Annotated in this window: 13 protein-coding genes; 1 reads left to right on the forward strand and 12 read right to left on the reverse strand. The window is 34.3% G+C overall.

Annotated elements, in window-relative coordinates; all coding sequences use genetic code 11:
• Nucleotides 1–12: 12 nt before the first annotated feature.
• From ACZZ9T_RS16100 to ACZZ9T_RS16145, 10 genes are all read right to left on the reverse strand, one after another.
• On the reverse strand, nt 13–822 hold the full coding sequence (locus ACZZ9T_RS16100) for a polysaccharide biosynthesis/export family protein (protein WP_463442930.1): 810 nt from the start codon (nt 820–822) through the stop codon (nt 13–15).
• A 92-nt stretch (nt 823–914) separates the two neighbouring features.
• Nucleotides 915–2,894: a polysaccharide biosynthesis protein gene (locus ACZZ9T_RS16105; RefSeq protein WP_463429355.1), complete on the reverse strand. Its 1,980-nt coding sequence runs from the start codon at nt 2,892–2,894 to the stop codon at nt 915–917.
• A gap of 473 nt (nt 2,895–3,367) precedes the next feature.
• A complete protein-coding gene (locus ACZZ9T_RS16110; protein ID WP_463429356.1) occupies nt 3,368–3,604 on the reverse strand; it encodes a hypothetical protein in 237 nt (78 codons plus the stop codon).
• A gap of 8 nt (nt 3,605–3,612) precedes the next feature.
• Nucleotides 3,613–5,895: a T9SS type A sorting domain-containing protein gene (locus ACZZ9T_RS16115; protein WP_463442931.1), complete on the reverse strand. Its 2,283-nt coding sequence runs from the start codon at nt 5,893–5,895 to the stop codon at nt 3,613–3,615.
• Nucleotides 5,896–5,969: 74 nt separating this feature from the next.
• Complete coding sequence (locus ACZZ9T_RS16120) at nt 5,970–6,437, reverse strand: regulatory protein RecX (protein ID WP_463442932.1); 468 nt, start codon at nt 6,435–6,437, stop codon at nt 5,970–5,972.
• 176 nt (nt 6,438–6,613) lie between these two features.
• Nucleotides 6,614–7,879 (reverse strand): serine hydroxymethyltransferase, encoded by a 1,266-nt coding sequence (glyA, locus tag ACZZ9T_RS16125; RefSeq protein ID WP_463442933.1) that lies wholly within the window; start codon nt 7,877–7,879, stop codon nt 6,614–6,616.
• Nucleotides 7,880–7,985: 106 nt separating this feature from the next.
• Nucleotides 7,986–9,014, reverse strand: coding sequence for an ACR3 family arsenite efflux transporter (gene arsB / locus ACZZ9T_RS16130; RefSeq protein ID WP_463442934.1), 1,029 nt, complete (start codon nt 9,012–9,014; stop codon nt 7,986–7,988).
• A gap of 4 nt (nt 9,015–9,018) precedes the next feature.
• Nucleotides 9,019–9,630 (reverse strand): low molecular weight phosphatase family protein, encoded by a 612-nt coding sequence (locus tag ACZZ9T_RS16135; RefSeq protein ID WP_463442935.1) that lies wholly within the window; start codon nt 9,628–9,630, stop codon nt 9,019–9,021.
• 29 nt (nt 9,631–9,659) lie between these two features.
• Nucleotides 9,660–10,133 (reverse strand): DUF6428 family protein, encoded by a 474-nt coding sequence (locus tag ACZZ9T_RS16140; RefSeq protein ID WP_463442936.1) that lies wholly within the window; start codon nt 10,131–10,133, stop codon nt 9,660–9,662.
• 73 nt (nt 10,134–10,206) lie between these two features.
• Nucleotides 10,207–10,536, reverse strand: coding sequence for an ArsR/SmtB family transcription factor (locus ACZZ9T_RS16145; RefSeq protein WP_463442937.1), 330 nt, complete (start codon nt 10,534–10,536; stop codon nt 10,207–10,209).
• 153 nt (nt 10,537–10,689) lie between these two features.
• Between ACZZ9T_RS16145 and ACZZ9T_RS16150 the strand changes: the two genes are divergently transcribed.
• A complete protein-coding gene (locus ACZZ9T_RS16150) occupies nt 10,690–10,983 on the forward strand; it encodes a hypothetical protein (protein WP_463429364.1) in 294 nt (97 codons plus the stop codon).
• Between the two features lie 109 nt (nt 10,984–11,092).
• Here ACZZ9T_RS16150 and ACZZ9T_RS16155 read toward each other — a convergent pair whose 3' ends face one another.
• Together ACZZ9T_RS16155 and ACZZ9T_RS16160 are read right to left on the reverse strand one after the other, a co-directional pair.
• A complete protein-coding gene (locus tag ACZZ9T_RS16155) occupies nt 11,093–12,289 on the reverse strand; it encodes an efflux RND transporter periplasmic adaptor subunit (RefSeq protein WP_463442938.1) in 1,197 nt (398 codons plus the stop codon).
• Nucleotides 12,290–12,366: 77 nt separating this feature from the next.
• Nucleotides 12,367–13,638, reverse strand: coding sequence for an ABC transporter permease (locus ACZZ9T_RS16160; RefSeq protein WP_463442939.1), 1,272 nt, complete (start codon nt 13,636–13,638; stop codon nt 12,367–12,369).
• Nucleotides 13,639–13,724 lie beyond the last annotated feature (86 nt).

Genomic DNA, 13,724 nt, shown 5'->3' on the forward strand with positions numbered 1-13,724 from the left:
ATTATTGTTTTATTAATTTTTTGTAAGGGCTAAAACACCTAATGCGATTGAAGCTATTACTGATGCCACAGAAATGTACAATCCTATATTTGGATCAACTCTAGCAGATTTTTCTTTTACTAAATTAGGCTGTACATAAATCATATCATTTTGTTTAAGATAGTAATAAGGAGAATTGATAAATTGTGCACTTGTGATATCTATTCTTTGCTGGGTAAACTTTCCATCTACATTTCTAACAATCAAAATATTGTTACGTACTCCAAAAGTGGTTAAATCTCCAGCTAAACCTAAAGTTTGTAATAACGTAGTATTCCCGTCAGGAATTACATAGGTTCCAGGTCTTGCTACTTCTCCCAATACAGACACTTTAAAGTTGATTAATTTCACATCTATAATAGGATTTTTCACATACGTTGAGATTAGTCCTGCCAATTTTGTTTTGAATGTCTCAGTATTCTCATCTTTTGTGTTGACCAAGCCAATTTGCGGAAAATTTATATTCCCATCCGTATCAACCGTATATGTAGGTCCAGAAGCAGCCATTGGTTGAAATTGAGAATTTCCACTAGGTGTGGAATATTGCGCTACAGTTGTAGTGGAAGAATAATTTTGATTAAAAGGTTTTACCACATCAAGATCTTTCGCTGAAACCGTGATCACCAATTGATCACCCGTCTGCAAAGTGCTTCTGCTATTCTTGATGGAATTATCCAGAGCAATATTTTCAATATCCTTCATATAATTGATTTCCTGCCTAGGTGTACAAGAAAATACTGACAAACTTAAAGCTCCGTATATAAAATATTTTTTTAAAGTCATTTTTAATAAATTTTTCACAAAAATAGGGTTATTATTTTAAACAAAATTTGTTTTGTACTAGTTAATTTAAATCTGATAGATTTATACGGAAATTAGAATTCACTATTTTCAACAGCAAGATTTTCAGTATCGCTTACTTTTTTCTTATCCAAAAATTCGTATTCAGAATTGTTGCTGATAAATTCAGGGACAATATTTTTTAACAGCGTAACTACCTGTACTTTATCCCTTCTTACTGCAGATTTAATAATTTGTCTGAATAAAATTTCGATTTCATCAAATTTAACGGTAGGATCTTTAGAGATCATGATTTTCTCATGATGGGTAGGAATAGTTGTAGCATCATTGCTCAACAGTTCTTCATATAATTTTTCACCGGGACGCAATCCGATGAATTTAATTTTAATTTCTTCATCAGGTGTGAAACCAGATAATTTGATCATTCTCTTTGCTAAATCTAAAATCTTCACAGGCTCACCCATATCAAACACATAGATCTCTCCTCCATCACCCATTGTTCCTGCCTGCAGAACCAATTCACAAGCTTCTGGAATTGTCATAAAGTATCTTATAATGTCGGGATGCGTAATGGTTACAGGACCTCCTTTTTCAATTTGTTTTTTGAAATGCGGAATTACAGAACCGTTTGAGCCTAAAACATTTCCAAAACGCGTGGTAATGAATTTTGTTTTATTCCCTTCAGAATTTTGCAGCGATTGCACAAATAATTCAGCAGTTCTTTTTGAGGCTCCCATCACATTGGTAGGATTCACTGCTTTATCTGTAGAAACCATTACAAAACGGTTAACTTTATATTTTTTGGAAAGCAAGGATACATTCTTAGTTCCCAATACATTTACAAAAATTGCTTCATGAGGGTTTTCCTCAATTAAAGGAACATGTTTGTAAGCTGCAGCGTGATAAACCATTGAGAATTGATAGATTTCAAATAGTTTTTCCAGCCTGTAGTTATTGGATATATCTGCCAAAACAAACTTAAATTTCTGCTCTGGATATTTTTCTAATAATTCTAATTCCAATTCATATAAAGGTGATTCTGCCTGATCAAGTACCACAATCAAAGAAGGGCTGAACTGGGCAACCTGCCTTACGATTTCACTCCCAATAGAACCTGCACCGCCGGTTACCAATACAGCTTTCTCAGCATGTCTTTTGATCACATCAGCATTTTCAATTTTAATGGGTCTGCGGTTTAATAAATCTTCAATCTGTAGCTGGCGAATACCTCCTACTAAATCTGAGTCTCGCATTTTGCTTACTGTAGGTGCTTTCAAGACTTTTAGACCATGATCTAATGCTAAAGTCATCCATTCTTCCAGTTCATGCTTAGACATGATTTCCTTTATAATTAAAACTGCATCAAATTGACTTACCAGATCTTTATTCTTAAAAAAATGATCACTGTTATAAATTTTGTGACCCAGTAAAACCGCTTTATGAGAATCTGATCTTTTGGTAAGAAAACCTTCTAAACGATAAGGATAGTTAGGATTATGTAAAATTGCTCTTGCCAGAGAAACTGAAGCATCACCAACTCCTACTACAGCAATTCTAATTTTTGAAGATGATCCTTTATAATCAATCAAAATATTAAAAAACTGTTTGGTAATCATTCTGAAAAAGAACATTACCGAGACTGAAATGAAAAAATATAAGAAAAGATTAGGATATAGATATAAAGATTTCCCTAACCAAATTTCAGTACAGTAATTAATAATGAGAATCGTTAATAAGGTACTACCTGAAGACAGTATTATTTTAAAAAAGTCGAAAAAAGTAGAATGTCTTATGATGCCTGCATAAGTCTTGAAGACAAACATGAACATCACATTGACCAAAATAAGCACTAATCTCTGCCAAAAAATATAGTTTGGAAAATTAATTTTTACGTGGAGTTTTTCTAGGAAAAAGTAAGATATGACAATAGAAACTAAAACAATCAGAAGATCAATAAGTAGAACTGCCCATCTTGGCATGTATCTTAGCTCTGTAAGTTTCACGATATTATCCCCGTTGTAAAGAGCAGTAAAAGCATCATTTAGCTTTCTCATTCAGCATTCTGGTGTTTTATTATTTTGGCAAAGATAATCATATTATTTAATTTAAAAAAATGACATAGAACATATTTTTACGCTTTAAAGTTATCCGGGTCTGTTCAAAAATTGAACAAAATTTATGCTAAAAAAAATATTTTCAATTACAATATTTTACACAAAGCTATGTATTTTTTTATCATAATAAAATAACTTTTAAATTATTACTAAAATTTTACTACTTAATAATAAATATTTTAATTTATTCTTCAATCCATCAATTGTTATTTTAAAAAATTAATTTAATGGTTTTCAGGAAGAAACATCAGTTTCGTTTTATGATACCGTTTTGAAAGTAGTATAAATTTTTCGTTTTGAAAAAATGATAATTCGTACTTAAAAATTAATACATCAGGTATGTTTATTAAACATAATAAAAAAACCTCCCAAAAAAAAAGCATTAGGAGGTTTATAATTATTTTAAGTATTGATTATTCTGAAATCACATTTCTTTTCTTATATACAACAATCATTGCTATTGCCATAATTAAGAGTGCAGGAATATACTCATCAATAGGAGCTGCGTTGGGATCACCAGGACCTGCCGGAGCATCTCCTTCTGCCATTGTTCCCATTTCAGGCTCATCATATACGTAAGGGTTTTCTGACTGATCTGCAAATGCAAGACCTGAAAGAACTAATGAACACATTATTATTATTTTTTTCATAGTTTGTATTATTTAATTATTTTTTTAGAATATTCTTTTCCTGCTGAAGTAGCTTTAATGATATACAATCCTTTTGATTCTAATTTTATACGAACCAATTTAGAATTGCTGTCGATATTTTGCACCTTTCTACCTGCTGCGTCAAATATTTGAATATTCTCAATGTTTTTACTATTTCTTACGAAGAAATCTTCACCTTCTCTATAAACCTCAAAAGTATCTTTCTTAACTTCTGATGTAGCTAAAATATCTAATTTATAAACGATCTCAAATCTGTTAGCAGATTCTCCTGCATTACCTGTGAAAGTGTATGCTTGGTTTTGAAGATTTGTGTAAGTTCCAGTTGTTTTATCATGCAGATAGATTGCTTGTCCGTTTGTGAACAAACCTTCTTTATGAGATAGAGAAACTGTAAAACTTCCGTTTTCAAAATGTTTAGTACCTAATAGAACCACATCATTAATATTAAATGAAGATTTCCCCTGAATAACTAATTTTTCAGTACCTACCAAAGAGTAGAACGCATCAGAACCCATACCCATAGCTTTTGAATCATATACATCATAAGCATCTGAAGCACCTTGACTGTAAGTAACTGCTTGAGTAGCTGTATTTCCGTAAGATGTCGTCAATTTAATCCAGAATTTCCCTGCATTCGCATCTACGTTTTTATTTAACGTAACTCCAGTAGCAGAAGAACGCATTGCGTTTGTGAATGAAACAGTACCTGCGTCAACAGCTTTTACTATAAAAGCCTGACCAGCTTTTACCACATTTCCTATTGCGTTAAGAGAAGCTGAAGAATACGATGGCGATTGCGTACCTGGAGCTTCAACCCAAGTCGTACCTGCAGGATTCGCTAAATTTACAGTTGCATATCCTACATTTGTAGAAGTGTTACCTGTTTGAGTTGTAACGTTTCCTGTAGTATTATCCCAAAACCATAAGGTTGATCCTATTGCAGTATTATTTGTAGTGTAGAAAGCATTAAGGTCTAAATTTGAAGGGTAAGGATTACCAATTAAATTGAAATTGTTTAAACTACCAGCAGTTCCTACTAAAGCAAGATTAACAACTCCGTTATTTGGAATTTTATTAGTTCCGCCGAAGCTCAGTCCTGCATTTGTCTGAGGTACTTTTACTGAATACCCCTTTCCTGCATTGCTTGTAAAATTTGCATCTGCATTTGTTACAATGTCATAAAAGTTTGATGTCGTATTGTAAGTCATTACATATTGTGGTGCAGTTCCTGAAGGTGCAGATGTGTAAGCGGTAAACAAATTCTGATCTGCTACCGGAGACGCCCAAAATACATATTTATTTGCTACACTTGTACTGTTTCTGTTTGCAACAAATGAAGCTCCTGTTCCTGATGTGTAAGTTGAACCTACAGTTTGAATAAGATTTCCACCATCATTGACGATGATGTTACCATTATTTGAAAGATTTCCTGTTGTAACAGTCTCTCCAGAATTAATAGTTAAAGTGAAAGTAGGATTAACCGTAACAGACTGAGCGGTAAAACCTCCTGCTGTATAGTTACCAGCAATTACAGCATCTGTACTTGCCGTTGGTGTTCCGCCTACCCATTGAGATCCATCCCAAGTTGGAGGTAAAATAGAACTTGTAACAGAAATATTATCAATTTGAAATTTATCTCTAGTTCCTGAACCCGTAGCAGTAGTACCTGCATGGTTATAAAAACGTATTCTAGCTGTAGAAGTATTATTAAATTCTGATGGAAGTGCAATAGAGGTAATTGAACCTGTGTTGTTACTTACCTTATCTAATAACTGAGCAGCTGATAACTCAGTAAATGTAGTACCATTGGTACTCCAAAAAACTCTAAGAGAAGTCGGACGTGTTCCATTGCTATTATCAATTGCTGCCCAGTCGAAACTTAGAGTTTCTGCTTTTCTTCCTGTAAAATTTAATAACAAATCTATTGCTACAGCTTCTGGAGTGCTGGTTGAACCAGTAGAAAGAAACTGTATAGTCCCTGAAGGTTTTTGAAGCCCTCCAGATGTGGTCGTCGTGATTGCCGCAGATGTTTTTGTTGTTCTTGTTCCTGATGTCACCTCGTTACCAGTACCACTAATCCCAACACTTTGCCAGTTATTTGCGTCTGTTCCGGTATAAGTACTTCCACTTACTGTCCAAGTTCCAGACAAGTCCCACGTTTTATCTCCTGAAGACATTAAATAAGCAGTTTGCCCCCATCCCCAAACTGAGAACGTAGTCATCAAAAATGCCATTGACACCTTTGATATTTTTTGTAGTTTTAAATTCATAAAATTATTTTTTTTCGTGAGACAAAACTATGTCATTTTGGAAAAAAAATACCGAACTTAAAATTACATATATATTAATTCTCAACTACTTGCAGAATATTTTCGTACTCGTAACCTCGGCTTAAGAGATATTTAATGGTCTTCGATTTTTTTTGATATAATTGCAACCCCTTTAGTTTTGAAAAGTAATTTTCGTACACTTTTTTGATTATGTTTAAATAATCGTCATCGTCAATTTCGTCAAAACATCTGGTTATTAGCTTTTCTGTGATCCCTTTTTGTTTTAATGAGATTTTAATTTTAATTTTTCCCCAATGTTTCATGTAAAATTTTCCTCTAATGTAACTTCTGGTGAAACGTTCTTCATTCAAATAATTTTCTTTCATCAAATACAAAAGAATTTCCTCTTTCGCCTCGGGAATCAATACAAACTCTTTCATTTTTTGCTCTACCTCTGCATGACACCGATCCTGATAAACACAATAATTCACCAGTTTCTGCTTGGTTTCTTCAAAAGTAAAAAGTTTTTTTTCAGGCTGCATAGTTTAGTTGATAGTTGATAGTTGATAGTTGATAGTTGATAGTTGATAGTTGATAGTTGATAGTTGATAGTTCAAAATTACAATTTATAAAAAAGAGGCACAAAATACTTTGCACCTCTTTATCTTATTTAATATTACCTAAAGCTAATAGCTAAATACCATTACCCAAAAGCAGATTAGTAATTGAATAAGGCTTTGCCCTCCATCAATCCGTTTACTTTTTTTCTAACTTCGGAAATTACTTCTTCATTTTTGATATTATCCACCACTTCAGAAATCAATTCTGCAATGGTCTTCATGTCGTTCTCTTTCAAACCTCTTGTCGTAATTGCCGCAGTTCCCAATCTGATCCCGGAAGTTGTAAATGGCGATTTATCATCAAAAGGAACCATATTTTTATTACAGGTAATATCTGCCAGAACCAAAGCTTTTTCAGTTTCTTTTCCGTTTACACCTTTATTTCTAAGGTCAACCAACATCAAATGATTGTCTGTTCCACCGCTCACAATATCAAATCCTAAATCTACCATTGCTTTTGATAAAGCCTGAGCATTAGATTTCACCTGTTTTGCATACGTCAAGAACTGGTCATCAATCGCTTCACCAAATGCTACAGCTTTTGCTGCGATTACGTGCTCTAAAGGACCACCCTGAATCCCAGGGAAAACAGCGCTGTCTAAAACCTGACTCATCTGTTTGATTTCGCCTTTTGGAGTTTTGTGACCGTAAGTGTTTTCAAAATCTTTACCCATCATGATCATTCCGCCTCTTGGACCTCTTAAAGTCTTGTGAGTAGTTGTAGTTACAACATGACAATGCTCAAATGGATTATTTAAAAGTCCTTTAGCCACCAAACCTGCAGGATGTGCAATATCTGCCCAAAGTGTTGCTCCAATTTCATCTGCAACCTCTCTGAATTTTGCGTAATCTAAATCTCTTGAATATGCCGAGAAACCTGCAATCATCATTTTTGGTCGTTCTCTCAATGCCACTTCTCTCATTTGATCATAATCGATCAAACCGGTTTCCTGCTGAACTCCATAAGAAACTACATCATACTGAATTCCAGAAAAGTTTACTGCAGAACCGTGAGTAAGGTGACCTCCCATAGAAAGATCCATCCCCATGATTTTATCTCCCGGCTTCAAAACTGCCAGATAAATTGCAGCATTTGCCTGAGAACCGGAGTGTGGCTGAACATTTACATAATCAACTCCGAAAAGCTGCTTTGCTCTTTCGATCGCCAAAGTTTCAACCTCATCTACCACTTCACAACCTCCGTAATATCTTTTTCCCGGATATCCTTCTGCATATTTGTTTGTGAGTACACTTCCCATCGCCTTCATTACATTTTCAGAAACGAAATTTTCTGAAGCAATAAGCTCTAGACCGTGGGATTGTCTTTCTCTTTCTTTTTCGATAAGGTCAAAAATAATATCCATTTACTTGTAAATTTTGATTTTGAACATCAAAAATACGGAATTTCATATAGACTACCATATTCATTATGATGATTTTTAAGCTTTGATAGGATAAGCTTTTTTATATTTAATAAAATTTCTTCTTCAGCCATAAACTTGCTCTCACCAATAAAATCAATACAGGAACTTCCACCAAAGGACCAATTACCCCAACAAATGCTTGTGCAGAGTGAATTCCGAAAACAGATATCGCTACCGCAATCGCCAATTCAAAATTGTTTCCGGTTGCGGTAAATGAGATGGAAGCATTTTTATCATAAGGTACGTTCATCGATTTATTCATGAAAAAACTCACAAAAAACATCAGTACAAAATAAATAATCAACGGGATGGCAACTTTCACCACATCCATCGGAAGTTCTAAGATTTTATCGCCTTTCAAACTGAACATTAAAACAATAGTAAATAACAAAGCGTATAAAGTTACCGGTGAAATTGTCGGTATAAATTTTCGGTTGTACCACTCTACTCCTTTCGCTTTCACTAAGAAATACCGGCTTAAAAATCCTGCCAGAAAAGGAATTCCCAGGTAGATCAGAACGCTTTCCGTAACATCTCGCATCGGTACAGAAACATTGAAATTTCCCAATCCTAATTTTTGTGGCAAAACATTAATGAACAGCCAAACAAAAAAGCTGTAAGAAAATATTTGAAAAATACTGTTCAATGCCACCAAAAGTGCTGCATATTCCCTGTTTCCTTTAGCTAAATCATTCCAGACAATCACCATTGCAATACATCTTGCCAAACCGATTAAGATTAAACCAATCATATAATCCGGTTCGTTTTTCAGGAAAATTATTGCCAGAACAAACATCAAAACCGGACCGATAATCCAATTGAGTAATAATGATAAAGACAGTACTTTTTTATCTTTAAAAGCCATTGGCAAGAGAGAATAATCGACTTTTGCAAGTGGCGGATACATCATCAAAATCAATCCGACAGCCAACGGAATATTGGTGTTTCCCACAGAAAGCGAATTGGTAATTTCTGAAATATTTGGAAATAAAAAACCTAATCCCACTCCAATTGCCATTGCAAGGAAAATCCAAAGCGTAAGAAACCGGTCGAGAAATTTTAATTTTGGCTGCATTAAGTTATTTTTTAATTAAAGAAAAAACATACAGACATTCCATTGCAGTCTGGTTGCTTCTTTCAGTATATTTTTCGTCCTGAAGAACAGAATGATCAAAAGATTTCGGATCAAAATAGGTGGTTCCGATTCTCAAATCACAACCCGGAATAAAGGGACAATTTTCGTCAGCATCGCCACAGGTCATTACAGCAACAAAGTTTTCTTTAGGCAAACTTTCATCATCAATGGTTTTTGAAAAACAAAGATTTGATTTTCCTTCACCAAAAATCACTTCATATTTCGGATTGCTTGTTTCGTCTAATTTTTGCACTTTAAAACCTGCTGAAATCAAAGCATTGATAGCATTTTGATTGAAAGCCGTAGCTTCTGTTCCTGCGGAAAAAGTATTGATATTGAAACCGTAAAAATCGGCGGCAACTTTTGACCAAACCTGTCCGAGATGACTTCTACGGGAATTGTGCGTGCAAACGTAAACCAAGCTTACTTCTTGTTCAGAATTTAATTTTTCCTGAATATGATTGGCTAATTTTTCGAGTACAACTTTACGATCAGCATTGATTTCTTTAAAATTTTTGCTGAGAATTTCACAACGGTTTTTGATGTTTTGATTCATTACTTGAATAATTTAATTTTAGATTATTTTTAACAACATCCACCACCTGGAGTGCAAGAATTTGATGAATCTGCGGTCAATTCAGATAAGTTTTTCTTTTGCTTTTCAGAAAGAATTCCACAAGCATCCTGTGCTAAACAAGCTGTTGTTTTGCTGAGCAATACAAAGTTTTTACCGTTGAATTTCAAATCGTATTTTCCGATGGTATCGCTCTGATATTCAACTTCAATTTCTGAATCTTCGATGCCTAATTTATCTTCAGAAAGTTTGATAATGCTCAACAATTTGCCGGGTTTCAAACGATGTTCAAAATCATTGGCATTCCACAGTTGAAAGCTGACTACTTTTTCTGAACGGATGACACCACCGCAATCGATAAAGTTTTTAGTAATTTGACCGACCTCCGTTACGTGAAAATGTTGCGGAACCATTGTTCCGTTTTCCAATTGAAATTCAACATTTTCTAATGTTGGAAGAATTTCTTTAATAGATGAAAGTTTCATATATAAGATTTTTAATTAAGTTTTTACAAATGTTATATTGCTATATAACGATGATATGTTAGATAAAAAAAAATTAACAGCAAGATTCAGATTGTGGATCTTGAGTAAAAAATAATTCTAATTCTGTCTGAACGGTTTTCCAAACCTTTTCGTCGATACAATAACAGACAGACTTTCCTTCGATAGACCCTTGGATGATTCCGATGTTTTTCAATTCTTTTAAATGTTGCGAAATTGTTGCCTGTGCTAAACCCAGTTCTTCCACCAAATCATTACAGATGCAGGCTTTTTGATTGATGATGTGCTGTAAAATCGCAATACGCGCCGGATGTCCCAAAACCTTGAAAAGCGTAGCCAATCGATTTTGTTTTTCTGTGAAAATTTCAGTTTTAGTAAGTCCCATTTTTGTATTATAACATTGCAATATTACGATATTAAATTATTCTGACAAATTTTTTTCTGTATACTATTTATTTTGCAGGATTTTATGAAAAATAGTTTTAATGAAAACGATATATTTGCATAAATCTTAAATTAGCGAAAATCGTTACAAATTATGGGAAAGAAAAAATATAAAAAACAATTGCTCAACTCTTTAAAATCTCTTGGCGATTCTGAACATCTGATCCTTGAAAGCATGACCAATCTTATGTTACAAGGAGAGCTGAAGAAAAACAACATCAGTTTTGAAGATGGCGATACATTCAGTTTTAAAGACAATATTTTTGATTACAGCGAAGATAAAAATGTAAGAAGACTCGCTAAACTTCGCAGAAAAATGTTGGCAGCCATGAATAAACTGGTTGTAAAAAACAATTTTAAAGATAAAGAAATTAAATTTTTGAGTTAATTTAAAAATCAGTTTTGATTAAAATTCAGGCTAAAAAAACTATTGGTTTTATAGTACAACAAAAAAGTCCCAGAATTTCCGGGACTTTGGTATTTATGCGAAAACGAGATTATTTCTTCGCCTTCTCTTTTAATTCTTCTTTGTCTTTATCAGACGGATTCCATACTTTTACGTTTGCATTTTTATCAATACCTGAAAGAATCTGTACGTTGATACCGTCACTTGCTCCTAATTTTACAAACACTTTTTTGAATTTTCCGTCTGGTTGTTTCACTTCCACGAAAGCTTTGTCTTTTCCGTTGCTTTTCTCATACTGCACCAAAGATTCATCCAGCAACAAAGCATTTTTCTGTGAGCTCATCACAATTTCTCCGTTTGCAGAAAATCCGGCTCTGATGTACTCATTGCTTGGATTATAAACATCACCTTCAACCGGGAATTTTATTGTTCCGTTGTTGTCTTTCCCTTTTGGAGCAATCATTGTAAGCCTTCCCGGAAAAGATTTATTCTGCAAAGCACCGATCACAATATTCATATCCATTCCTTGCTTCAGTTTTCCTGCTTGTGCTTCATCAATTTCACCCTGAAAAATCAATGAATTTAAATTTGCAATCGAACAAATTGTAGTTCCTGCGTTGAAAGAGTTGGCTTCAATTACTTGGCTTCCAACTTTTACGGGAACTTCAAGAACGGTTCCTGCTGCTTTCGAGCGAATTTGAGTCGTTGCCAAACCCTGCAGTTCTGGAGTAGCTCCTGTTTTTACAATTTGCAACCTTTTTTGTGCGGTCTGAAGTTGCTGATTGGCATTCTTCACCCCTTGCTGCATTGAATATAATTGCTGCTGAGAATTCAAATATTCCTGTTTTGAAATCACACCCTGACTGAACAGTTTCTGCTGCATGGCAAACTGCTTTTGCATATTATCAACATTCATTCTCGCATTGCTGATCTGAAGCTGAGAGTTTAAAACTTCCTGTTGCGCATTGTTGACCTCAGCGATATTTGGAATAATTTTTACAGTCGCAATCAATTGACCTGCTTCTACTCTATCTCCTTCATCAACCAATATTTTGTCAATGATTCCTGCAATATTTGGTTTGATTTCAATTTCTTCTTTAGGAATAATTTTTCCTGTTGCCATCACTTTGTCATCCATATTCTGAACGGTCGGTTTTCTGGTAAGGAAAGCTTCACTTTCTGTAGAATTTGATTTCACTAAATAGCTGATTCCGGAAAATAAGGCAAGCGCAAATAAAAGCCCAAGGACAATGTAAACAGCTTTTTTCCAGGTAAACTTCTTTTTCATATAGTAGTATAGTTTATTTTTAAATTTTATTATTAAAGTTCCGATTACAAGGTAAAGATGAATTCTTTATTTTCAAATTACTCACTTCTTAATGCTTCAATCGGTCTGATTTTCACTGCTCTCTGTGCCGGAATCATTCCGATGATTAATCCCAGCAAAATCATCACACCCATTGCTGCAAAAACCTCCGAATAATTAACCGTAGGATTGTAAAACGGAAATTCATTCTGGTTTTTCGTCATTGCATCAATGATCATCAACATAAATATCCCGAAAATAAATCCCAAAAGTCCTGAAGCTAAAGTGATGACTACGCTTTCCAGCAAAATTTGGTTGCGAACTTCAGAAGGTTTTGCTCCTAAAGCTCTCCTGATTCCTATTTCTTTCGTTCGTTCTGTAACAGTAATCAGTAATATATTTGAGATCGCAATAACTCCCGCAAGTATGGTAAGCGTTCCTACGATGATTGTTAAAAGCTGCATTCCTGTTAGAAAGCCTGTTACTTTTTCAAACATTTTTCCGAGGTTAAATGTTCCAAATGCATTGGTATCTTCCGGCGAAACATTGTTTTTCTTTTTAAGCTCTGTTTTGGCGAAATCTTCTACCACTGCAAGATCAGCATCTGGTTTGCTCACAATGGCAAAAAAATCAACTTTATCGCCGTCATTGAACATTTTTGTAAACGTTGAAAGCGGGATGAAAGCTGTTGTGTCATTGTTATTGGGTCCGCCTGCTTGTGCTACTTTGTAAACGCCAATCACATTGAAGAAAAGACCTTTAATGTTGATTGATTTTCCTATAGGATTCTCTTTCTTTTTCGCATCAAAAAAGTTTTTGTAAATACCTTCCCCGATGATCACTACATTTTTGTTTCCGGTGACATCCGCATCGTTAAGATAACGACCGAAAATCAATTTTTTCTCCGAAATTTTATTTCCAACGGGATAATCTCCTGTCAATGTGTACACAGCAGTTTTTCCGTTTGCGCTCATTTGCTCACCCGGATTTCCGAAACTTCCTCTTGAATTTTGAGGCGAAATATAATCGATCTGCGGAATTCTTCTTTGCAGTAAATCCATATCCTGTAAATGAAGGCTTACTTCTCGTCCTTTAGGAAAACCGTTGTAAGGAATCGATGTATTTTGTGCCCACATAAAAATGGAGTTAGTCGCAAAACCTGAAAACAATTTATCAAAACCGTTTTCCATACCTTTTGCAGCGCCCAAAAGACTTACAAAAAGAAACATTCCCCAACCCACACCAATCATGGTAAGAAACGTACGAAGTTTATTATTCTTCAATGAATAATAAATTTCTTGCCAGGTATCTTTTTTAAATAAAATGTTCATTTTTTAAATGTCAATTTTTTACTTTATAAAAGCGAATTTGCTTTGCTGTGAATTTTGCTTCGCAAGTCAAATTTTAATATTGTTTC

This window comes from Chryseobacterium sp. AC417 (genome assembly GCF_979258215.1).